The 21,423-nt window shown below is 69.5% G+C and carries 21 protein-coding genes; 11 read left to right on the forward strand and 10 right to left on the reverse strand.

The genetic code is table 11. The features are described from left to right. Positions 1-39 precede the first annotated feature (39 nt). Positions 40-1,173: an Hsp70 family protein gene (locus NQK81_RS15045; RefSeq protein ID WP_257488689.1), complete on the forward strand. Its 1,134-nt coding sequence runs from the start codon at positions 40-42 to the stop codon at positions 1,171-1,173. After that, positions 1,170-3,521, forward strand: coding sequence for a helix-turn-helix transcriptional regulator (locus tag NQK81_RS15050; protein WP_257488690.1), 2,352 nt, complete (start codon positions 1,170-1,172; stop codon positions 3,519-3,521). Before NQK81_RS15045 ends, NQK81_RS15050 begins: the two co-directional genes overlap by 4 nt. Positions 3,522-3,538: 17 nt before the next feature. Here NQK81_RS15050 and NQK81_RS15055 read toward each other — a convergent pair whose 3' ends face one another. Beyond that, a complete protein-coding gene (locus NQK81_RS15055) occupies positions 3,539-4,555 on the reverse strand; it encodes an NAD-dependent epimerase/dehydratase family protein (protein WP_257488691.1) in 1,017 nt (338 codons plus the stop codon). Positions 4,556-4,603: 48 nt separating this feature from the next. On the opposite strand from NQK81_RS15055, the gene NQK81_RS15060 reads away from it, so the two are divergent. From NQK81_RS15060 to NQK81_RS15070, 4 genes are all read left to right on the forward strand, one after another. Beyond that, positions 4,604-5,068 (forward strand): VOC family protein, encoded by a 465-nt coding sequence (locus NQK81_RS15060; RefSeq protein ID WP_257488692.1) that lies wholly within the window; start codon positions 4,604-4,606, stop codon positions 5,066-5,068. A gap of 80 nt (positions 5,069-5,148) precedes the next feature. Then, positions 5,149-5,679, forward strand: a complete 531-nt coding sequence (locus NQK81_RS15065) for a hypothetical protein (protein WP_257488693.1) — start codon at positions 5,149-5,151, stop codon at positions 5,677-5,679. Between the two features lie 107 nt (positions 5,680-5,786). Continuing rightward, entirely contained in the window at positions 5,787-6,092 is a 306-nt protein-coding gene (locus NQK81_RS45405) for a CPCC family cysteine-rich protein (RefSeq protein ID WP_371878871.1), read from the forward strand. Between the two features lie 121 nt (positions 6,093-6,213). After that, positions 6,214-6,687, forward strand: coding sequence for a hypothetical protein (locus NQK81_RS15070; RefSeq protein ID WP_257488694.1), 474 nt, complete (start codon positions 6,214-6,216; stop codon positions 6,685-6,687). On the opposite strand, the gene NQK81_RS15075 is transcribed toward NQK81_RS15070, so the two are convergent. Beyond that, positions 6,684-7,517, reverse strand: coding sequence for a hypothetical protein (locus NQK81_RS15075; RefSeq protein ID WP_257488695.1), 834 nt, complete (start codon positions 7,515-7,517; stop codon positions 6,684-6,686). The genes NQK81_RS15070 and NQK81_RS15075 overlap by 4 nt on opposite strands. A gap of 96 nt (positions 7,518-7,613) precedes the next feature. Between NQK81_RS15075 and NQK81_RS15080 the strand changes: the two genes are divergently transcribed. The 3 genes from NQK81_RS15080 to NQK81_RS15090 all read left to right on the forward strand — a co-directional run bounded on the left by NQK81_RS15080 (position 7,614) and on the right by NQK81_RS15090 (position 10,379). Continuing rightward, positions 7,614-8,024, forward strand: coding sequence for a DUF6228 family protein (locus NQK81_RS15080; RefSeq protein ID WP_257488696.1), 411 nt, complete (start codon positions 7,614-7,616; stop codon positions 8,022-8,024). Between the two features lie 344 nt (positions 8,025-8,368). Then, positions 8,369-9,778 carry a M20/M25/M40 family metallo-hydrolase gene (locus NQK81_RS15085; protein WP_257488697.1) on the forward strand — a complete coding sequence of 470 codons (1,410 nt, stop codon included), beginning with the start codon at positions 8,369-8,371 and terminating at the stop codon, positions 9,776-9,778. Positions 9,779-9,785: 7 nt separating this feature from the next. Further along, positions 9,786-10,379: a maleylpyruvate isomerase mycothiol-dependent enzyme family protein gene (locus NQK81_RS15090; RefSeq protein WP_257488699.1), complete on the forward strand. Its 594-nt coding sequence runs from the start codon at positions 9,786-9,788 to the stop codon at positions 10,377-10,379. Here NQK81_RS15090 and NQK81_RS15095 read toward each other — a convergent pair. Then, on the reverse strand, positions 10,366-11,070 hold the full coding sequence (locus NQK81_RS15095) for a class I SAM-dependent methyltransferase (RefSeq protein ID WP_257488700.1): 705 nt from the start codon (positions 11,068-11,070) through the stop codon (positions 10,366-10,368). The two genes, NQK81_RS15090 and NQK81_RS15095, sit on opposite strands and share 14 nt — an antisense overlap. A 175-nt stretch (positions 11,071-11,245) precedes the next feature. Here NQK81_RS15095 and NQK81_RS15100 point away from each other — a divergent pair, with 175 nt between their 5' ends. Together NQK81_RS15100 and NQK81_RS15105 are read left to right on the forward strand one after the other, a co-directional pair. Next, positions 11,246-11,500 (forward strand): hypothetical protein, encoded by a 255-nt coding sequence (locus tag NQK81_RS15100; RefSeq protein WP_093932065.1) that lies wholly within the window; start codon positions 11,246-11,248, stop codon positions 11,498-11,500. 45 nt (positions 11,501-11,545) lie between these two features. Beyond that, entirely contained in the window at positions 11,546-12,340 is a 795-nt protein-coding gene (locus NQK81_RS15105) for an LmeA family phospholipid-binding protein (protein ID WP_257488701.1), read from the forward strand. 52 nt (positions 12,341-12,392) lie between these two features. Here NQK81_RS15105 and NQK81_RS15110 read toward each other — a convergent pair whose 3' ends face one another. From NQK81_RS15110 to NQK81_RS15140, 7 genes are all read right to left on the reverse strand, one after another. After that, entirely contained in the window at positions 12,393-13,586 is a 1,194-nt protein-coding gene (locus NQK81_RS15110; protein ID WP_257488702.1) for a hypothetical protein, read from the reverse strand. Between the two features lie 131 nt (positions 13,587-13,717). Further along, positions 13,718-14,314, reverse strand: coding sequence for a hypothetical protein (locus NQK81_RS15115; RefSeq protein ID WP_257488703.1), 597 nt, complete (start codon positions 14,312-14,314; stop codon positions 13,718-13,720). Then, the gene (locus NQK81_RS15120) at positions 14,311-15,936 is read right to left on the reverse strand and encodes a vWA domain-containing protein (protein WP_257488704.1); all 1,626 of its coding nucleotides are present in this window, start codon (positions 15,934-15,936) and stop codon (positions 14,311-14,313) included. Before NQK81_RS15120 ends, NQK81_RS15115 begins: the two co-directional genes overlap by 4 nt. Continuing rightward, positions 15,933-17,087 (reverse strand): toxic anion resistance protein, encoded by a 1,155-nt coding sequence (locus tag NQK81_RS15125; protein WP_257488705.1) that lies wholly within the window; start codon positions 17,085-17,087, stop codon positions 15,933-15,935. The genes NQK81_RS15120 and NQK81_RS15125 overlap by 4 nt, the downstream gene beginning before the upstream one ends. Continuing rightward, positions 17,087-18,175, reverse strand: coding sequence for a hypothetical protein (locus NQK81_RS15130; protein ID WP_257488706.1), 1,089 nt, complete (start codon positions 18,173-18,175; stop codon positions 17,087-17,089). Before NQK81_RS15130 ends, NQK81_RS15125 begins: the two co-directional genes overlap by 1 nt. A gap of 139 nt (positions 18,176-18,314) precedes the next feature. Continuing rightward, a complete protein-coding gene (locus NQK81_RS15135; protein WP_257488707.1) occupies positions 18,315-19,736 on the reverse strand; it encodes an ATP-binding protein in 1,422 nt (473 codons plus the stop codon). Then, a complete protein-coding gene (locus NQK81_RS15140) occupies positions 19,733-21,388 on the reverse strand; it encodes an NAD(P)/FAD-dependent oxidoreductase (RefSeq protein ID WP_257488708.1) in 1,656 nt (551 codons plus the stop codon). The genes NQK81_RS15135 and NQK81_RS15140 overlap by 4 nt, the downstream gene beginning before the upstream one ends. Positions 21,389-21,423 lie beyond the last annotated feature (35 nt).

Raw genomic sequence — 21,423 nt, forward strand, 5'->3', positions numbered from 1 at the left:
TTGGTCCTTAGGGGCTGGTCAAGCGAAGGAGGATGCTCGTTGCCCTACGTCCTCGGCATCGATATCGCCTCGACCCGCACCACCGCCGCCACCTGCGTGGACTCCGGCGACGGCTGGGGCGTGCCCGAGCCGTCGTGGCTCGGGGCGCGCGGCCCGGCGGCGGCGTCCGCGGTGTTCCTCGACGACGACGGCTACCTGCTCACCGGCGACGCCGCGGTCGAGGCGGGCCGGTCGGCGCCCGCCCGCCTGCTCACCGGGTTCCACGAACGGGTCGGCGACGACGTCCCCGTGATCGTCGGCGGTGAGCGGTTCCCGCCCGAATCCCTCAGCGCGGTCCTCGTGGACGCCGCGGTGGAGCAAGCGGCCGAACGCTTCGGCGAGAAACCGTGCCACATCGTGCTCACGCACCCCGTCGGCTGGGGTTCGTTCCGCCGGGACCTGCTGCGCCGGGCACTGGCCGAGGCCGGATTCCCCCGTGCCGCGCTGGTCGCGGCGCCCGTCGCCGCCCTGCACGCGTACCTCGCCCCGCACGGCGACGTCACCGCCGGGGTCTGCGAGTTCGGCCCGGACGGCACGGTGGTCACGATCGCGGCCGCCGGGGTCAACGGCTGGCAGCCGGTCAAAACGGTGGAAGGCGTCGAGCCCGCCGAGGCCGTCGGCAAGGTCTTCGAACTCGCGCACGGCGCCGGGATCCCGCCACACTCCCTGGCGGGCATCGTGCTCTGCGGCGAGGCCCCGCCGGTTCCCGGCCGGACCCCGTGCCCCGTCTTCGCGTCGAGCGACCCGGTGCTGACGGTGGCGATCGGGGCGGCCAACATCGCCGCGCGACGTGACCTTCCTCAACCCGCCGGGGCGGGATCGGCCGTCGAAACCACCCTGCTCCCCCGGGTCGACGTGCCGGAAGAGCTCACCGAGCGGCCCGAACGGCCGCCGGTCGACATCACCCCCTTCCCCTTGCCAGAACGCACCGGGGCGGCGAAACTGCTCAGCCGGCGCAAGCCCCTCGTCGCCGGAGCCGCGGTCGTGGTGCTGGCCGCGACCACCCTGCTGCTCACCCTGACCACCCGAGAAGCCACCGCGGACAAGGGTCCCGAAGCCACTCCCACCACTTCGAGCTCGTGCGCGCCGGCCACCCCCGGTGCCACGCCGTCCACCCCCGAAGGTCGCTGTTGAACGCACTGCTCGACAAGCCCGGCATCATCCATCCGGGTGCCCGGAGCCTGCTCGACGAGGTGACCACCGCCCCGGAACTCCCGGTGCGGGTCACCGTCGTCGCCCCCGGCGGGCACGGCAAGACCCATCTGCTCGACCGGCTCGGACGTCACTACGCGGCGGCGGGGGTCGAAGCGCTGCTGGTCGACGACGCCGACCAGCTCGACGACGACGAGATCGCGAAGATCAAGGCACAGGCCGAAGAAACCACCGCGCCCGTGGTGCTGGCGTTCCGGCCGGCGGCACGGACGACCACCCTGCGCGTACTGGCCGATTCCTTCGGCCGGTCGGTGACCTTGGGCGCGTTCGGCGTCGACGACGTCCGGCGGCTCGTCGAGCACGCCGGCGGTGACGCGGCCACGGCGGAAGACGTCCACGCCAGGACCGGCGGTGTCCCGGGGTTCGTGCTCCGCGCGGTCACCGGCAGGCTCGCGGACTTCCGCGGTGAGCTGGAACAGCTGGACGACGACGTGCACCGGTACCTGATCGCGGCGGAGGCGGGCGCGGGCCGGAATCTCGATCTGCTGGCGGCGTTGCTGAACCGCGATCGTGAAGGGCTGCCCGAGATCTTCGACAGTGCCAGGGCGACCGGCCTGCTCGGCGAGGACGACGCGCTGCTGCCGATCGCCGCCGAAGCCATCCGGACCTGGGGTTCGCCGGGGCGGCGGCTGACGGTGCTGCAGCGGCTGGTGGAACTCCAGTTGCGGGACGGGCTCCCGGTGCTGGAGCTCGCTCGTTCCCTGCTGGGCACGGGAAGTTCGGGCGCGAGCGCGGCGGCGGCCTTCGAGGCGGCCGCCCGTGAGGCGATGTCCGACGACACGAAACTCGCGGCGCGGTTCTACGAAGCGGCGTCCGAGGCCGGTGGGCGCGGCGCGGCGCTCACCGTCGGCTGGGCGCACGCCGCGGCACTGGCCGGGGACCTCGACACGGCGCTGCGGCTCGGCGACGGCATGCTCGGCAGCACGTCGGACACGGACGCCCGGGCCGCGGGCGCCGAAGTGGCCGCGACCGTGCTGGCGCATCGCGGCGAACTCGCGCACAGCGCCGAGCTGTATCAATGGTCCGGCCGGGCGGGCTCGAAGGCGTTCGCCGCGATCGCGTTGCTGGGCACCGGAAAACTCGAAGCCGCCCGCGGCGTGCTGGAGACTCCCGAGGTCCCGACCCTGTTCGCCGGCGCCGCTTCACGGATGGCGCGGGCGATCACCGATTCGGTGTCCGGCTGCGGCGCGGAAACGCTGTCGGCCCTGCTGGGCGCGGCCTCGATGCTGGAATCGGCCGGCGCTCCGGCGCCGCTCCCGGACAGCCCGGCGGCCCTCGCTGCGTTGGTGGGCCTGCATTCCGGCGAACTCGCGCTGGCCGAGTCGGTGCTGAGACGCGCGGTGGACGGCCGGATCGGCGGCGACCTGCTCGCGAAACGGCATCGGCTGCTGCTCGGCTGGGTCGCGATGACCGCGGGCGACCTCAAGACGGCCGCCGAGGCCTTGATGCCGCCGGACGGCCTCGAAGCGCGCGACGAACTCTTCGCCGCCACCCTGCAGCTGGGCCTGGCGCGGCGGTCGAGCGATCTGCCCGGCCTGCAACGCTCCTGGGACCGGGCGTACCAGGCGTCGATGCGGCAACAACCGGACCTGTATTCGTTGCTGCCGCTGGGAGAACTCGCGATCGCGGCCGCACGGGGCGGCGCGGGCGCCAAACTGGCCGGCCAGCTGGAACGGGCGCACTCCGTGCTCGACGCGCTCGGCAACCCTCCACTGTGGACAGCCACTCTGCGCTGGCACGAACTGCACGCCGCCATCACCGTCGAAGACCACGCGTCGGCGGGCGAACATCTGGCCGCGCTCAACGACTTCGCGTCCTGTGGCCGCTACCCGGCCGCACTCGCCGCCGCCGCGACCGGCTGGCTCGCCGTCCTGACCGGAACCGTCGATCCCGAGGCGATTACCGCGTCCTCTTCGGAACTGCACGAACTCGGGCTCTGCTGGGACGCCTCCCGGCTGGCCGGGCAGGCGGCGATCCGGACTTCGGACCGGAAGGCGATGGTCCAGCTGCTCGAAGCGGCGCGGCAGTTCCAAGGGCGGGCACCGGAACCCACCACGGCCACCGGGCTGAGCGCGCTGAGCGAACGGGAACTCGAGGTCGCCCGGCTGGTCGTCGACGGGCTGACCTACAAGCAGGCCGGGAGCAAGCTGTTCATCTCGGGGAAGACCGTGGAGCACCACATGGCGCGGATCCGGGGGAAACTCGGCGCCGGGGACCGGCGGGAGCTGTTGGCCATGTTGCGGGAGCTGCTCCCGGCGGGCGAGGACTGACGCCGGGTGAACGCCTTCTACCGCTCCGCGAGGTAGGTGTCCTCTGCGGCGTAGTCGAACATCGGCGCGAAATAGTCGTGGTCGAAGCCTGCCGGGAGCCGATCGGAGGAGACCAGCCAATCCAGCTCGGCGATCACGGTGGTGGCGTAGTCGCCGACCGGCCGGTAACCCAGCCGTCCGGCCGCACTCATGTCCAGCCGGATACCCGGCAGGCGGTCCCAGGGGTGCAGGCCGAGTCCGGCGGGGGCGTGGTCGTCGAGGAGCACCTCCTCCCACCGATGCCCGAGGTATTTCGCGACGGTTCTCGAAATGTCGAGGGCGTCGGGCACGTCCGGATCGGCGCAGTTGAGGACGCGCCTGCCGGGGTTTTCCGCGGCGGTTTCGATCAGCGCGGCGATGTTCGCGGCCGCACTCGGGTGATCGACGCCACGGCCACCATTAGCCAGGAAGAGAACTTCGCGCCGGTCGGCTACGCGTTTGACGAACACCCATTCGCAGGGCTTGGTCGCTCCCTCTCCATGGACTTTGGATGGCCGCAGAACGGTGACCCGGTACCCGCTGTCGAGGAGGACCTGTTCCGCGGCCACCTTGTTGGCGCCGTACCCGTCGCGAGCGCGGAAGTCGATATCCTCGCGTGGGGTCATGGTGGGCTGCGACTCGCGAATCGGGCCGTCGAAGGCCGGCGGGACGGCCGAGTTCACGTGGTTGCCCGCCGCGTCGACGTACACGGCCTTGCTGGAGATCATCACCGTGGATCCCACGTCGTCCAGCAGTGGCAACAGCTCACGGGCGTGTGCGGCGGTGAAGCAGAGACAGTCGACCACCAGATCCGCCCCCGCACCGAGCGCTGCCGCGAGTCCGCCGGGTTCGGCGCGGTCTGCGGCGACGAACCGGCCACCCGCGACCGTGACGTCCGCGGGCATACGGGTGGAGTCCCGCCCGACTACGACCACATCCCAACCACCGGCCAGCAACCGGCGTGAGATGGCGCGACCGATCAGCCCGGTCCCGCCGAGAACGACCGCGCGCGACATCGATCAACAATAACGCCTTCGTTCGCTGAGGGTTGGTAGACAGGACGGGTGAACGCCTTCTACCACCTGTGCTTCGTCGTTCGAGACATCGGACGGGCGACCGAGGACCTAACGCGCACACTCGGCGTGACCTGGAGTCCGGTCCGCGCGGGCACCCTCGGGGACTGGGACTACGAGATCGTGTTCTCCACCGGCGGGCCACCGTTCTTCGAGGTGATCCAAGGGCCCGCCGGCAGCCCGTGGGACGCGACCGACGGGTCCCGTTTCGACCACATCGGCTACTGGTCCAAGGACGTCACGACGGACAAACAGCGCCTGGCGGATCGGGGCGCGCCGATCGAGTTCGACTCGTGCCCTTACGGTCGTTCCTTCACCTACCACCGGCTCGACAGCATCGGGGCCAAAATCGAACTGGTCGATCTCGCGGTCCAGCCGGGGTTTCGCGAAACCTGGGCCCCGGACGCAGCGGCGATGCCGTCGCTCGAATTCGACGACCCGGCCGCCGGTCCATGAAACCGCCGGATGAGGTCGACGATCCGCGCGCGCGTTTCGAGGCAAGGCTGAGCGGACTCCGGGGCCGACGGATCTTGGCGGTGGAATACTGGGATGTCCACAACTTCGCCTCCGAACCCGCGCCGTGGGACTACGGAAACTGGCATCACGCTGTCATGGGCGTCGGGATCGACACCGATGCGGGGCCGGCGACGATCACCTGGACCGACACCTTCTACAGCTACGGTGTCGAGGTCCTCGACGGCCGGATCGAAGACCACCTCAGGGCAGGCGACGAGGGTCCGGAGCGCGTCGGGCCCGACGTCGGCTCCGCGGGCCCGTGGGACCGATACCTGCGGTCGCCGATTCACGGGACCGCCGCTCATTGGGAGCGACTGGAACTGGGCCCGAGCCGGCGAGCCGACGGCACTGTCGTCGAGCCCGCGAGCGCCGTGGACGTGCCGCTGGCCCTGCGCCTCGACTTCGCCGCCGGATCGGTGTGGTTCGTCGCCGCCATGCCGCAGCCGCCGGACTGGCAGCGCGTGTTCGTCGGTGGCGACGAGATCATGGTCGTCTTCTCGCCCGAGCGAATGCGCGACATGGGCTTCGGCGACGCCACATTCCGGCAATAGTTCAGGTGGACCTGGACAACAGGTCCTTCCGGCCGAACGACTCGTCACGAGTGGTCGCGAAGATGCATCCTTGTCACGTGTCCGATGATCGATCCGAAGAGACCGGCATGCCAAGCCGGCCCAGGCACTCCGGCGACTGGTTCCAGGCGTACACGAGACACAGGAACGTCTTCGCCTCACCCGGCGGAGGGCCATACACCTGTCCCTGCTGCGGCCACGCGACCCTCGGTGAGCGAGGCGGATACGAAATCTGCGAAGAATGCGGCTGGGAAGATGACGGGCAGGACGACCACGACAGCGCCACCGTCCGCGGCGGACCGAACGGGCGGCTCAGCCTCGACGCCGCACGAGCCCGATACGTCGCCGACGGTGGCGTGAGACGACCTCACGTGCCGCCTCACCAACCCACCTGACCTCATGCCGCTGTGCTTTCCACTTCGAGATATCGGACAGCGACTGCCCACTTGTCCCCAACCGGCCACCCCCGTCGTTGCCGCTCTGCTCACCCCGGGCCCGGCCGGTACTGTCTCGTGCATGGACACCTCGGCCTTCGCACTGATCTTCGGTGATGGAGGTATAAGGGCGCGGCTGGACTGGCGACGGGTCCATGACGAGTGCACCGTCGAAGAGCGGTACACCCGCTCCCGTAAGGAACTCGGCGAGCTGTGCACCGTGTGGTACACGGACGAGTCCGGACGCGACACCGGCTACGCCCACCAAGGCGCCCGCCCCTTGCGGGTGTCGGAGGTCGCGATCACCGAAGCGTCCTGGCCGCGCGCTCGCGCGTCCATGATCACCACGCTACGACGGGAGTTCGGTCGCTCGGGCAGGCCCGTGCAGCTGGCACTTCCGGGTTACCGGGCCGGCGACGAGGTGGTGCTCCTCGATGGCAACCATCGCGCGGCGGCGGCGTACCTTGCCGACGCCGACACCCGGTTGCTGCTCTACATTCTTTGCGGCCCAACGGATTCTGGCATGTTGCCCGACCTCAGGCACTACTCGCGCTAGGCCGCTTCCTCTTCGTCACGCCGTTCCACGTCGGGGTACTTGGCCTCCGCCTCGCGCATGGCGAAGTCGAACGCCAGGTTGCGCAGCGCCTCGGCCTGCTCGGTCTTGCGCAGGCGCCGCACGGCGTTCATGATCACGAGACTGATGAGCACCGCTCCCGGTACGGCGATGATCTTGATCGCGATCGGCGTTCCCGACAGCACGGTCGCGTCGACGGCGAGAAGGAGCACGGGCATGATGGTCGACACCAGGATGTTGATCTCCGCCTCGGTGTTGTCGACGCTCAGTGCGGGCGCGCGCCCGCGCAGCCACAGCTTGCTGTAGGTGAACAGGTGCAAGGACGCGTTCGCCTGATGTCCGCCGCCAGCGGGCAGGCTGCGATCGAGAGCGTCGTTCCGGCCCTGCTCGCCGGAATCGAGATGCCGCAGGATCGGGTGCAGCCCGGTGAGACGCTCGGTGAAGTCGTCACCGAAGGTGTCGCGAATCCTGGTCCACGATGCCGTGAGCGGAGGCGACCCTTTGCGCCGGGTGAACCGCTCCGACAGGGCGGTGAGCTTGAAGCCGACCTCCCTGGCGAGATAGCCGACCACGAAGCTGGCCGCGATCGCCACCAGGATCAGCACCACGATGCCGGCACCCTTGACCTTGGCCAGCGAGTCCAAGATGAACGCGATGTCGGACTGGCCGCGCCTGACGAGGTGCACGCAGAACACGAGGAGCTCGGTCACCAATACGGCCCCGGGAAGAAGCACGCTGGTCAGGTAAATGGCTGTGCAGAAGCTCATTCTGCTCGGCGCGGACTTCGCGGCGAGTCCGCTGAGAGGCTCCATGCGGCTCGACCTTAGACCGGCCTGGACGGCCGGGATAGCACTTTCCGGGTTTTTACCGGGTTGTCGTACTCGCATCCGCGACACCATGATGCGACGGTGAACCAGACACGGATCGGCTCCGGCCACGAATATCTGCGGCTGACGGCCGAGGCCGCCGACGGCGGGCCGCCACAGTCCCTGCTGGCCGAGCTGCGGCTCCACGGCCTCTCCGCGTCGGTCGAGGTCTCGCACCACTATGCGACAGGGTTCGCCGATCTCGCGGAGTTCTTCCAGCGGCACGCGGACGACTGGCGTGGCTGGGACGGAATCCGAACCTGGGAGTCCCTCGAAGGGGAGCTGAAGATCGATGCGTCCCACCGATACGGCAACGTGCAGCTGCGGGTCACGCTCCAGAGGTTTCGGCACGACTGGGGAAACGACGGCTGGACCGCGACCGGCGATTTGACGATCGAGCCTGGAGAGCAATTGTCGCGAGCCGCCGAGGAGATCAAGTCCCTGACGGGTTAGGTGGCGCGTCAGGCCCCGAAAGCTCTGACTTCACAGGGATTACGACTGTCCATAAAGGACTAAAGTTCGGGCTTCGGGGCGCCTTACCGGGTGCCGGCCTAGACCGGGGGTTGCGAAAGCCACTTTCGCAACCTTCACCGTTGCGAAAGTGGCTTTCGCAACGTCGGCCGCGGCCGGGCACAGTACCGTACCGCCCTGGCGATCATGTCGCGAAAGCCACTTTCGAGACGTCTGACGTCCCGAAAGTGGCTTTCGCGACACCGCTTCCCAGGCCATAGCCCCCTCGCGACGGCTCACCCTTTCGCCGCTAGACGCCCGAACACAAGGCGCGTAGGAACGGGGGAATGGCTGAGGAAAGGTCCAGACGAGTTTTCCTGTCCACCACGGCGGCGCTCTCGGCGGCCGCCCTCACCGGTGTCCCGGCCGGCGCCGAAGAACCAGACGTTCGAGGCCCGGGCGAACACCTCTCCCCGCAACGCCCCGACACCGAACTCCGGGCGATCCTCCGGGAGATCGACGAACGTCGCATCGAGGCCACCGTACGCAGGCTCGCCGGATTCGGGACCCGGCACACGCTGTCCTCGCAGACCGATCCCGTCCGCGGGATCGGCGCCGCCCGCGACTGGATCTTCGCGGAGCTGACGAAATCCGCGCAGCGGTCGGGCGGCCGGATGACGGTCGAACTGCAGTCTTATCTCCAGCAGCCCGCCCCGCCCCGGATCCCGGTCGCCACCACGATCACCAACGTCGTCGCCACGTTACGCGGCTCCGCCACCCCCGAACGGGTCTACGTCGTGTCGGGCCATTACGACTCCCGGTGTTCGGATCCGCTCGACGCGACGAAGGACGCTCCGGGCGCCGACGACGACGCTTCCGGCGTGGCCGTCGCGATGGAACTCGCCCGGGTGCTCGCCACCCGCCGCCCGGCGGCGTCCCTCGTGTTCGCGGCGGTCGCGGGCGAGGAACAAGGCCTGTTCGGCGCGCGACACATGGCGACGCTGTACAAGGCGGCGGGCACGAACGTGCAGGCGATGTTCACCAACGACATCGTCGGTTCGAGCAAGGCGGACGACGGCACGCGGGACCCGCGCACGATCCGGTTGTTCGCCGAAGGGGTGCCGACGTCGGAAACCCCGGCGCAGGCGGACATCCGGCGCGCGGTCGGCGGCGAGAACGATTCGCCGTCCCGCCAGCTGGCCCGGTTCGTGCGATCGGTGGCGGAGAACGACGCCACCGGCATGACGGTCCGGGTGATCCACCGGCGCGACCGCTACCTCCGGGGCGGCGACCACATCCCGTTCCTCGAACAGGGCTATCCGGCCGCGCGGTTCACCGAACCGCACGAGGACTACGCGCACCAGCACCAGGACGTCCGGGTGGAGAACGGCGAGCAGTTCGGCGATCTGCCCGAGTTCTGCGACTTCCCGTTCATCGCCAGGGTCGCGCGGGTCAACGCCGCCACGGTCTGGTCGCTGGCGACCGCGCCCGGCACCCCCGAGGACGTGCGGATCCGGACCGACCGGCTGACGAACGACACCGATCTGGTGTGGCGGCGCGGGACGGACCCGGATCTCGCCGGTTACGAGGTCGTGTGGCGGGAGACGACGGCGGACGACTGGACGCACGCGATCAAGGTCGGCGACCGGACCGAGGCTAAAGTGGATCTGTCGAAGGACAACGTGTTCTTCGGTGTGCGCGCGGTCGGGAAGAACGGCCGCCGCGGTCCGGTCGCGTTCCCGACACCCTTGACTTGAGGTCACGATGACTGTCACCCCCGGCGACCTCGACGCGGCGATCGCGAGCATGACGGACAGCCTGCGCGAGGCGTCGGGCCGTGACTGGTCGTCGGCGCCGGGCACCGGCGAACTGAACGCCTGGCGCACCGCCGAGCACCTCGGCGACTGCCTCATCTCCTACGCCGGTCTGCTGATCGCGCGGCCGTCGACGCCGCGGTTCGTCTGCTTCGAAGCCGTCGCCGACCGGGCCGCGACCCCGGCGGAGATGCTGGAGTTCGTCACGGTGGGCGGCGGGCTTCTGAGCGCCACCCTCCGCACGGTGGCCCCGGACGTCCGCGCGTATCACCCGAGCGGCCGCGCCGACCTCGAAGGATTCGCCGGAATGGGCTGTGTCGAGGTGCTGGTCCACGGTGAGGACATGGCCCGCGGGCTCGGCGTCACTCTCGATCCGCCGCGCGACGTCTGTTCGCGGGTGCTCGCGCGGATGTTCCCGGAGGTGGACGTCACCGGCGTCGATCCATGGACGGCGTTGCTGTGGGCGACGGACCGGACGGAGCTGCCGGGCCGCCCGTCGCGGGCCGGCTGGCAGTGGCGCGGCGCGCCACTCAGCGAGGCCTGAAAGCCACCACGGCGGCCTGGACACCGTCCCGCCAGACCACGGCGGGCTCCTCGACCGGGCAAGCCCCCAGGGCACGCAGATGCCACGCGGCGGGCGGATGCCATTCGGCCGAGGGCGCATCGCCGAACAACCTGGCCCGTTCCACCACCGCGGGTCCGAGCACCGGATCCGCCGCGGCCTGCTCCCACCAAGCACTCCAAGGAGTTCCGACGTCGTCACCCGCGGACACCGCCGCGCCGGCGTCCGGCATGTCGTCCACAGTGGCCACGAATCCGCCCGCCCGCACGAGCCCGGCGAGTTCGGTGTACAGCTCGGTCAACCTGCCGGGCGGCAGGTAATGCAACGCCATGACCGCCAGAACGGCGTCGTAGCCGCCATCCGGCAGCCGCGTGACCCACTCCGGGTCACGCAGATCCGCCCGGACCACCTCCACCGAGGACGGCAGGGACGCGCCGGCGATCGCCAGCATCACCGGGTCCAGATCGACCAGCGTCACCTCCGCCCCGGGAAGGCGTTCGAGCAGGCGGGAACAGAGCGTGCCCGTGCCGCCACCCACGTCCAGCACCCGCGGAACCCCGCCGTCACAGCGCGACGCGACCAGGTCGATCATCCGCTCGATCGCCCGCTCCCGCCCTGGCTGGTACCTCACCATGAGGCGCTCCCAGCTGTCGTTCCAGTTCCCCAGCGTCATAACTGTAATGATAATCGATATCACCAAAGCGGCGTTCCGTCACCGGCCGCCTCCAAGCAGTGGGCGAGGTACGGCCGATCGGCGCAACTTGGCCGCTGAAGCGTTTGCCGCGGCGGAGTCCGGGAACTTTTCCGGTATGTCCAGATGGCGAACCACCAGCAGGAGCAACACCGCCGTGCGGGTCATCACCGGTATCGGCGCGCTGTTCGCTTTCATCGAGTTGCTGTACATGGTGATGGTGCTCGCGGGAGCCAACGCGGGCAACGGATTCTTCATCTTCATCCAGGCACTGGCCAAACCGCTGGCGTTGTTCTGGCCGGGACTCTTCCCGGTGAGTGACCCGAATCTCGCGGTCATCCTCGACTACGGTCTGGCCGCGGCGTTCTGGGTGATCCTGGCGGGTGTGATCGCCCGTTTCGCGGCCCGCTGACCCCCTGCGGCGGCGATCGGCGTCCCGTTCGGCGACACTGGACGGATGAGCGACGGCAGATGGTTCGACCTGAACCCGCTTCCCGAGCTGTTCGGCCTGGCCGCCGCCGGGCGGGCGCTGCTGCCCAGCGTGCCCGTGACGCCGGCCGCCATCCTGAAGACCGTCACCGAACAGCTGGTCGGGCGGCGGCTGACGGCCAAGGTGGACGGGCACGACGTCGGGCTCACCCTGACGGGGCTCGACTACCAGGCCGACAGCCTCAGCCTGGCCGCGACCGGCAAGGTCGGCGACGTCCGCATCGTCGTCGAGGACGTCGACTGGCCCGAGACGCCGCTCGAACGCATCACCGTGCTGGCGTCGAACGTCCGGCTCCGCTCGCTCCCGTCCCCGGCCGCCATCCCGGAGCAGGTGAAGATGGCGATCCGGGTGGCACCGGAAGTCCTCCAGGCGCGTGTCGCCGAGGTCCGGCCGGGCATCATCGTGACCCCCGGCGACGACGGGCATTTCCACGTCCGCTGGGAAAAGCGGCCCCGCTGGGGACATCTCGCCCTGGAGTCCACTGTGGAGGACGACGCCGTGGTCCTCCGGCCGATGGCCGTCCACATCGGACGCCGCCGGTTCGGCCCGCCGTCCCGCCTCAAACCGATCGTCCTGCCCCTACCCGAACTGCCGCAAGGGATCCGGCTCACCGCGGTCGAGGCGCACGACGGTCACCTGGTCCTGCACACGGTGGCGGACGAATGGCCCGAAAAGCTGTCCACCATCCCGCTCGGCGATCTGCTGGGCTGGGTGACCACGGCGGTGGCCACGCTGACCCTGCCCGGACTCGGCGGCCGTTGACCGGCGACGGCCCCCGCCCACGAGGTGGCGAGGGCCGTCATCGGGTCATGGATCAGCTGTGCAGCCGCCCTTGCGCGACGGGCAACGCGGTCGCCTTCGGCTTCGCCGCGGGAAGCGCGGCACTTTCCGCCTGCGTCCCCGCCTTGGCCCGCACGAGCCCGGTCGAGTTCCCGCACACCTTCTTCTTCTCGGCCGAGGTCATCTTCTTGCCGACGGTCCTGGTCTGGCCGACGACACCGGGCGCCGGGCCTTCACCGCTGAAGTTCCAGACGTACCACTGATGGTGTCCCCACTTGCGCTTGTCGTACCACATGTCGTAGGAGCCGCTGGACACCTTCATCACCGGTGAGCGGTCCAGGCCCGCCCAGTAACCCGGGTTGACCTCGATCCGGGTCTCGACGCTCTCGCTGGTCTCCCAGCCCCATTCCTGGCCCCACGTGCGCTTGTAGGCGACCGTCCACTGGACGAGGAACTCGAAGCCCGCGCTCACGCTGAGCTCGTTCGACACCGTGTTCTTCCCGCTGCGCGTGTCCCGCTTGCCGATCACCTGGGTGATCTTGTTGGAGCTGCAGTTGAACACCGTGTCGACCCGGCCCCAGTCGCCGTAGAAGTCCTGGCCGCGCTGGTCGACGTGCGCGTTGCAGGTCTTGGTGGCGCGGCCGCAGTCCCGGAGCAGTTCCGCTCGGGAGGGCCCTCGCTTGTACAGCACCGAGCTGCCGCGGTCGTTCATGTTCGGCCCGTAGTTGGCGCTGTCGTTGGCGTACCAATCCTGGATGTCGCCCTGCCGGTAGGCGTCCGCGTACATCGTGATGTGGCAGTTGTTGAAGGTCTGGAAGGAGGAGATCTTGTCGTTCCAGTCGTTCCCGAGGTAGTCGAGGTACTGGACGGTCCCCTCCGTGCACGGCGACCCGTGGATGGCGAGGCTCGCACCACCGAAGTTCCCGTGTTCGTAGAGCACGCTGATCACCGTGGCGGCCGCCCCGACCTTGCCGGACTCTTCGATCCGCGCGGCCATCAGGCCGTTCTCGGCGGTGCCGGGTTTCGCCGCCGTCTCCGGCACGCCGGTCACCTTGCCGCCCGACGCCGCGGCGATGGACTCACCGAAGCTGTCGTAGCACCGGATCGCGCCGCCCGCCGCGTCGGCGACGCAGTGCTCGCCACGCTCCTCGGCGTTCGCCGGGACACCGCCGGCGAGACACACCATCACAGCGGCCAGGACGGCCGCCCCGAGTCTGTACTTGTGCACGTCTGAACTCCCTGGGACTGGCGGAAACCGACCACCACCGGATCGGCTTCCCGAGTCCACCACGGGAAAACAGCCTTGCCCATGCAGAAAGACCGGCAGACCTGATCTCGCTTACCGGTGACCGGGACCGCTCAACCGGATTCGCCGCGCTCGCGCAGATATCGCGTGTGATCGGCCTGCTGGTGGACATCGCCCGCGTAGAACCGCTCCGCGATTCGATGCGCTTCGGTCTCCAGCAGCTCCAGTTGCGTGAGGAGTTCCTCGGACGCGCTCGGCTCGCCACTGGCCCGGCGTTTGGCGGCGAACCACCAGGGCAGATTCAGGTAGGTCTCCACCGAAAGCGGCAGATCGGTGCGCGCCAGCCGGGTGACGGCGTGCTGGACGTCCGGGTTGGCCGCCCATCGCTCCGGCCGGGAAAGCAGGTCTTCGAGCACCTCGGCGATCCGCCGTACACCGTCCACAGAGGACTCCGGCATCCGCTGCGCCCGCGCGGTCACCTTGCCCACCAACGAGTCGAGATCAGCGCGCAACTGACCTGCCTCGGCGACGGCGTCCACCGAGACCAGCCGGACCCGTTCGGGCGGCGCGAGCAGGGCGAACACCGCGTACAGCCCCGCGACGACGAGCGGCCACAGCCCGCCGACGACGCCGGTCAGGTACAGCGCGAGCCCGATCAGCCCGCCGACGCAGCCGGCGAGGTTCTTCGTGGAGCCGAGGTACCGGATCACTGGTACCCGCGGATTTCCTGGAACACCTTGGGCAGCACGTCGCCTCGCGCGTCGAACACGTTGCCGCCGGTGCGTTTCGCGACCTCGCCGAGTTCGGCGGAGTCGCCTTCGCCGAAGATCACGGTGAACACCGGGATCTGCCGTACCGCCTCCGGCAACGACGGGAACCTCAGCTGGAAGTCCGAGAACTTGGAGCCGTTCGCGTTCTGCCCGTCGGTCATCAGCACGATCGAGGTGAACCGATCGGGGTCACGCGCGACCATGGGACCCATGATGTCGTACGCGCGTTGAAGGCTGTCGTAGATCGCCGTGCCGCCGTTCGCGTCGAGGCCTTCGGCGAACCGTTTGATCTTGTCCAGCGCCGGTTGCGGATCGCCTTCCGGCACGGTGAACGTCTCCGGGGTGCCGGGCACGGTGTCGAACGGCAGCATCGTGACCTCTTCCCGGCTGCGGAACCGGCGGTACCGGCCGGTCAGCGAACCGTCGGCGCCGGTCAGCCCGATCAGCGCGGTGCGCAGCGACTCGATGCGGTCACCCGACATGGAACCGGAGGTGTCGAGCACGTACAGCGTCCGCGACGGCCGCCGGATCTTGTCGAAGTAGGCGCCCAGCAGCGCGTCGACCGCCTGCTGCGTCGCCGGGAATGGCAGCTCGACGAGGTCCTTCTGCGCGAACTGCTGCCCCAGCTGGACTCCCGGGACGACCGGACGCCGCTGCGTGGTCTCCATGATCTTGCGCTGGGTGTCGGGTGTCCGCAGCCGCTCGGCGAGTTTGCGGTGCGCGTCCCGCGCGTCGGAGTTCGAGCTCTGCAACAACGTCAGCGGGTAGTCCGCGGTGACGACACCGTCGGACGGGTACACCAGCGTCAGCGGCTCGGGAAGTTTCCCGCTCGCGTTCATCGACAGCAGGACGGATTCGTAGTTGATCAGGCCGTCGACCTTCTTGCCGGGATCCTGTCCGGTCGCGCGTCGTTGGTAGGCCTCGGAAAGCCAGCCGGACGAGCCCGCGGACATCGCCTGCGCGCTGAAGAATTCGGTCAGTTTCGGGGTGACGGAAGCGATCTGCCGCGCGTCGACCGCGTTGCCCGCCCCCGCGAGCGCCGACGCCACCCCGACAAGCGCCGAGAAACCGGAGTTCGACGCCGACGGATCGGTCATGCCGTAGGTGAAGGCCTTCTTCCCGGCCTGCTCGGCGATCTCGCCCCAGCCCACCGGCCTGCCGGCCCAGCCGAGCCGCTGCGCCGACGACGCGGACAGACCGAGCACCACCGGCGAGCTCATGATCTTCACCTGCTCGCCCAGCCGTTTCGCCGCATCCGGAACCGCCGCCGGGTAGCGGTTCGACGAGAACCAGACGGCGTCGTACTGGCCGTCCACCTTGCCGTTCGCGAGCGATTCGGTGCCCTCCAGGGTGCCGGTGAACTGGAACTTCACCTTGACCCCGGTCGCGGCCGCCTCCTGTTCCAGCAGCGGCTGCAGGTCGGCCAGTTCGCTGCCCGCGAGCACCCGCAGCGTGCCGGCTTCGGCCGCCCCCAGGTTCTGCGTCCCGCCTTCGCTCGAATCGCAGGAAACCAGTGACAGCGCGCAAACCGCGCTGACCGCCAAGACCGCCCAGCGTTTCACGATGCCCCCTCGGCCGTCGCCGTCTCGTGAGACCGGCGCAGATGGTCTTCGGCCCGCCGGATCTCCCCCGACAGCGCCTCCACGGTCGCCGCCATCGTCGAGACGGCCCCCGCCTTGAACTCGTCGATCGCGTCGATGCTCCGGTAGATCCGCTCGAACGACTCGCGGATCGTCTCCACCGCCACCGCGGGATCACTGCCCGCGCGCTGGATCTCGGCGCTGCGCAGTTCCAGCATTTCCGCGTTGGCCCTGATCAGCCCGTCGGTGGTGGCCTGCACGGCCTGCACCTCGTCGAGGACGTCGCGCTGACCGGCGAGCGCCCCGCTCACCAGCAGCGCGACCCGCAGCGCCGCGACCGTGGTCGACACCGCCCGCTCGATCCCGCGGATCAGCTCGTCGTTGTTGCGCCGCACCAGATCCAGCGCCAGGTAGCCCTGCGCGCTGACCGCGAGCTGGGTCAGCAGATCCTGGTGCCGTTGCCGGATCGGATGCAGCGCGTCGGCCCGCAGCGACTTGGCCCGCGCGGGATCGGTGAAGTCGAAAATCCCGGCCTGGCGTTCGACCACCGTGTCGACGGCTTCGGCGAACGCGGCCGCTTCCGACAGTTTGCCGAGCGTCGCCCACAACCGTTCCCGCTCGCCCTTGAGCGCGGCGTTGTCCCGCCGCAGGACGTCCTGCCGTGCCCGCAACTCCAGTACCAGCGCGTTCACCGGCTCGTTGGCCGCTCGGTAGCGGTCCAGCGCCTTCTTCGCGCTGCCCGCGACCGGGATCAGCCCCATCAGCTTGCGGCCGGTGAGCGGCAGTTTCGCCGGGTCGATCTCCGCCACGGTCCGCCGGAGCCCGGCCAGGCTCACCGCCGCCTGCTGCTGAGGTGACCCGATTTCCGCCAGTGCCCGCGCCGAGCGATCCAGGAGCGCCCCCGCGACGGTCGCCGCCGCCCGCATGTCGGACTCGCCGACGGCGAGCAATTCGTCCAGGACGCGGGTGAACTCCGGCGATCGGACATCGAGCGCTTCGAGGCGACGGGCGAAATCCTCGGCGCGTTTCGCGACCTCCGCGTGGACCTCCGGCGCGAGGGTGACCAGGCCGGCGGCCCGCTCGGCCGGGATCGCCTCCACCGGTTCGGGTGGAGTGAGCGTGAAATCGTCCATCAGTACTGCTTCTTCACGGCGTCGAGCAGCCGCTCCAGCGTTTCGAACGACGGCGGCTCGACGGCGTCCACCAGATCCGCGGGCACCGGCGCCTTGGCCGCGGCGACGACGTCGGCGAACAGACGCGGATCGCCGGTGCGGAAGCCGAAGGTGGCGGCGAGTTTCCCCAGTTCCGGGTCGGTCGCCAGAAGCCTGCCCACCTGGTCGCCGTTCGGCTTCAGGGGCACGAGCGTGTGCTTCGAGTACACCGTCGGCGCCGTGTACAGCAGGCGCATGTCCGGCCGGATCGAACCGTCGGCGCGGACCAGCCGGTCGACGAACTGCGACTCGTAGATCAGCGCCATCGGCGTCTTACCCATACCCGCGGCGAGGTAGTCCTCGAACGGGCCTTCGGTGCTGTTCTGCGTGTAGCCCTGGTCGATGAACAGCTTCGACACCGCGGGGAGCACCTTCGCCTCGGCCTCCGGCGTGCTGACCACGTTGTTGCCGTTGGCGACGAAGGAGACGATCGACAGGTACATCGCCGCCGAATTCGATTCGCGCGGGTCCGTGGTCGTGACCAGCACGTTCTTGCGGGCCGGGAACGCGGTGTTGCCGGGAAGCTGGTCCCAGCGCGTGCCGTTGCGCGCCAGTTCGAGGTACTTCGCGATGTCGAGCACCTGGTAGTCCCCGGCGCCCTTGCGCACGATCCCGTTGGCGCTCAGGAGGTTCACGATCGGCTCGAAGGTCGCCACCGCCATCGGCGACTGGAACGGCGTGTGCACGCCGGTCACCTTGTGGTCGCGCTGGATCCGCTGCGCGGCGGGCGACGAGGACGGGAACGCGAACTCGTACTTCCCGAGGTCCATACTCGCGATCTGCCGCGAGCCGGCGGTGTCGGCCTCGACCTTCAGCCCGTGCTTGGCGAACGCGTCCGCCACCCGCTTGTCGGAGAAGAAGGCCAGCTTCTCCGAACCGATGACCCCGCGCACCGTGGTCAGATCCGTACCCTGCGCGGTGCTCTCGTCACCGTCCGGGCCCCAGACGATCACGGCGGCCACGGCCAGCAGCAGCACCACGGCCAACCCGATCGACAGACGGCGTTTCACCGGCCCACCCCCTCGTTCACGGGCTCGATCTTTCAGCCCGTTCGACTCTTTTGACGCGCGGGCGAGCCATTTCGAAGTGAACGATCGATGAACGGAAGAAGTCGTCGGTTTCTGGCGAAACGTTGGGGTAGAAGGAAAATCAGATCACGGACTGCTCCGAGACCGGAAGGCACACGGTGAACCGCGTGGCACCGGGCGCCGAGTCGACCCGGAGGTCGCCCTGATGCCGTTCGACGACGATCCGCCAGGAGATGTCCAGACCGAGCCCGGTCCCCTGCCCCACCGGCTTCGTGGTGAAGAACGGCTCGAAGATCCGCTGCCGCACCTCCGCCGGGATACCGGGTCCGGTGTCGCCGATCTCGACGTGCACGTGATCGTCCACTCTGGACGTCCGCAGGGTCAGCGTGCCCTCGGCCCCCATGGCGCCGAGCGCGTTGTCGATGATGTTCGTCCACACCTGGTTCAGCTCGCCCGCGTACGCCGGGATCCGCGGCACCGCGTGGTCGTACTCCTTCACGACCCGGATTCCCGGCCCGATCTTCCCGGCGAGCATGACGAGGGTGGAGTCGAGTCCTTCGTGGACGTCGATCCACTGGTGTGGCGCGCGGTCCATCTGGGAGTACTGCTTGGCCTTACCGACCAGCACCGAGATCCGGGTCGTCGAATCCTCGATCTCGCCCATCAGCATCTCGGTCTCGAGCGCGTACGCCAGCCAGCGGACGGCGCCGTCGAGGAAGGTCTCGCCGACCGAGTCGAGCAACCGGTCCAGATCCGGCACGGTGAGGCCCGCGCGGACGTAGATGTCGGCGAGGTCCCAGCCCTGGTCGATCCCGTGACCGTCGAACCAGTCACCGATCTCGTCCTCACGGTCGGCCTGCTGCATCGCGGTCAGCTTCGGAGCCGAGGCGACCTGCTTGACCAGCTGTTCCTGGATGTCCAGCAACTGCTCCAGCAAGGTCGGGTCGACGTTCTTCTTCGCCAGCATCGCGAGCTTGTGCCGCATCCCGGCGACCCGCTCCCGCAGCGCCGCCGTCGCGCGGACGGCGGCGGCCGCCGGGTTGTTGAGTTCGTGCGTGAGCCCGGCGGAAAGCTCGCCGAGCGCCAGCAGCCTGCGCCGCGAACCGATCACGGTGTCGCTGTTGCGCCAGCCGAGGTACATGCCCTCCAGCAGATGCGTCGCCATCGGGAACCAGCGGCGGAACTCGGTCGCGAAGTCGGCCGCGGGCAGGGTCAGGAAGGTGAGGTCGCTGACCGCGTGCACCGAAGCGCCATAGGTGTGTTCGGTCTCCTGATGCACGAAGAACTGCGTCGCGCCGCAGTAGGCGCCGCGCTGATCGGATCGGATCGTCTCGACCTCGGTGCCGCCGACGAGTCGCGTCATCCGCAGCGCGCCCGAAAGCAGGAGATAGAAGCAGGTGGCCGGTTCACCCTCGCGGATGACCGTCTCGCCGCCGGTGTAGTGCTCCAGCACGGCGTGCTCGTCGATCCAATCGAGCTGTTCCTCGCTGAGGTGCTCGAAGAGGAAGAGCCCGCGCAGTTCCTCCCTGGGCAGAACGCTCATTGCTCCTCCAAGTACCGGTGGACCAGGGTGACCGCCATGGCGCCTTCGCCGACGGCCGATGCGACACGTTTCACCGACGCCGCGCGGACGTCACCGGCCACGAACACGCCCGGGATCGACGACTCCAGGTAGTGCGGGTCGCGATCCAGCGGCCAGCCCGGCGGCGGGCTGCCTTCGGTGAGCAGATCGGGGCCGGTCCGCACGAAACCGTGGTCGTCACGCTGGATCTCCGTGCCGAGCCAGTCGGTGCGCGGGGCGGCGCCGATGAAGATGAACAGGTGCCCGGTCGGCACTGTCTCGCTCGCGCCGCCGTTCTCGCACAGGGTCAGCCGTTCGAGATGATCGTCGCCGTGCGCCTCGACCACCGTGGTCCGGGTGCGGACGTGGATGTTCGGTATCCCGGCGATCTGCTCGATCAGGTAGTGCGACATCGACGCTTCGAGCGACTGGCCGCGGACGAGGATGGTGACGTCGGCGGCGTGCTTGGAGAAGAACACCGCCGCCTGGCCCGCCGAATTCGCGCCGCCGACGATGTAGACGTGCTCGCCCTTGCACTCGGGCGCTTCCGTCGCGGCCGAGCCGTAGTACACGCCGCGGCCGGCGAGCTCGGCGACGCCCGGAGCCTCCAGCGCCCGGTAGGTGACGCCGCTGGCCAGCACCACGGAATGCGCCGAGATCTCGGTGCCGTCACCGAACATGACCACGCGCGCGGAGCCGCGTGCCTCCAGGCCCACGACGTCGCGGGCGGTGAGCACCTCGGCGCCGAACTTGAGCGCCTGCCGCCGCGCGCGGTCGGTGAGCTGCGCGCCGGAAACGCCGTCCGGGAAGCCTAGGTAGTTCTCGATGCGGGAGCTGGTGCCCGCCTGTCCGCCGGTCGCCTTGCGCTCGACGATGACGGTGCGCAGGCCCTCCGACGCGCCGTACACGGCCGCCCCGAGCCCGGCGGGGCCGCCGCCGATCACGATCAGGTCGTAGAACTCCTGCGCCGGGCGCGTGGACAGGCCGACGGCGTCGGCGAGCTCCGGCCCCGACGGCTGGCGCAGCACCGTGCCGTCCGGGGTGACCAGCACCGGGATGTCCTGCGGCGCCGCGTCCGCCGCCTCGAGGATCCGGCGGCCCTCGTCGTCGTCGACGGAGTACCAGCGGTACGGCACGGCGTTGCGCGCCAGGAAGTCGCGCAGGTGGAACGACGGCGAGGAGTACCGGTGGCCGATGAGCTTGATCTCGTCGACCGGCCGCTCCCCCACCGCGCGCCACGTCTCCACCAGCGCGTCGACGACCGGGTAGAGCTTCTCCTCCGGCGGGTCCCACGGCTTGAGGAGGTAGTGGTCGACGTCCACGACGTTGATCGCCTGGATCGCGGCGTCGGTGTCGGCGTAGGCGGTCAGCAGCGCGCGACGGGCGTTCGGGAACAGGTCCATCGCCTTCTCGAGGAAGACGATGCCGTCCATCTGCGGCATCCGGTAGTCGGCGAGGATCGCGGCCACGGCGTCGCCGCGCAGCTTGATCTCGCGCAGCGCTTCGAGCGCGTCGGCACCGGAATCGGCCCGGATGATCCGGTAGTCCTTTCCGTACCGTCTGCGCAGGTCGCGGGCGACCGAACGGGACACGGCGGGATCGTCGTCGACGGTCAACAGGATCGGCTGGCTCACCGGATCAGCCTAAGCCCTCCTGCCGAGCCCGTAGC

Source organism: Amycolatopsis roodepoortensis (genome assembly GCF_024628825.1).
In the GTDB taxonomy this organism is placed as follows: Bacteria; Actinomycetota; Actinomycetes; order Mycobacteriales; family Pseudonocardiaceae; genus Amycolatopsis; species Amycolatopsis roodepoortensis.

Excerpts from the sequence above, each read along its gene's own strand:
- NQK81_RS15090 (WP_257488699.1), top strand. The coding sequence starts at position 9,786 with ATGACTGTCACCCCCGGCGACCTCGACGCGGCGATCGCGAGCATGACG.
- NQK81_RS15070 (WP_257488694.1), top strand. The coding sequence starts at position 6,214 with ATGGACACCTCGGCCTTCGCACTGATCTTCGGTGATGGAGGTATAAGG.
- NQK81_RS15095 (WP_257488700.1), bottom strand. The coding sequence starts at position 11,070 with ATGACGCTGGGGAACTGGAACGACAGCTGGGAGCGCCTCATGGTGAGG.
- NQK81_RS15075 (WP_257488695.1), bottom strand. The coding sequence starts at position 7,517 with ATGGAGCCTCTCAGCGGACTCGCCGCGAAGTCCGCGCCGAGCAGAATG.
- NQK81_RS15135 (WP_257488707.1), bottom strand. The coding sequence starts at position 19,736 with ATGAGCGTTCTGCCCAGGGAGGAACTGCGCGGGCTCTTCCTCTTCGAG.
- NQK81_RS45405 (WP_371878871.1), top strand. The coding sequence starts at position 5,787 with ATGCCAAGCCGGCCCAGGCACTCCGGCGACTGGTTCCAGGCGTACACG.
- NQK81_RS15055 (WP_257488691.1), bottom strand. The coding sequence starts at position 4,555 with ATGTCGCGCGCGGTCGTTCTCGGCGGGACCGGGCTGATCGGTCGCGCC.
- NQK81_RS15085 (WP_257488697.1), top strand. The coding sequence starts at position 8,369 with ATGGCTGAGGAAAGGTCCAGACGAGTTTTCCTGTCCACCACGGCGGCG.
- NQK81_RS15105 (WP_257488701.1), top strand. The coding sequence starts at position 11,546 with ATGAGCGACGGCAGATGGTTCGACCTGAACCCGCTTCCCGAGCTGTTC.
- NQK81_RS15125 (WP_257488705.1), bottom strand. The coding sequence starts at position 17,087 with ATGGACGATTTCACGCTCACTCCACCCGAACCGGTGGAGGCGATCCCG.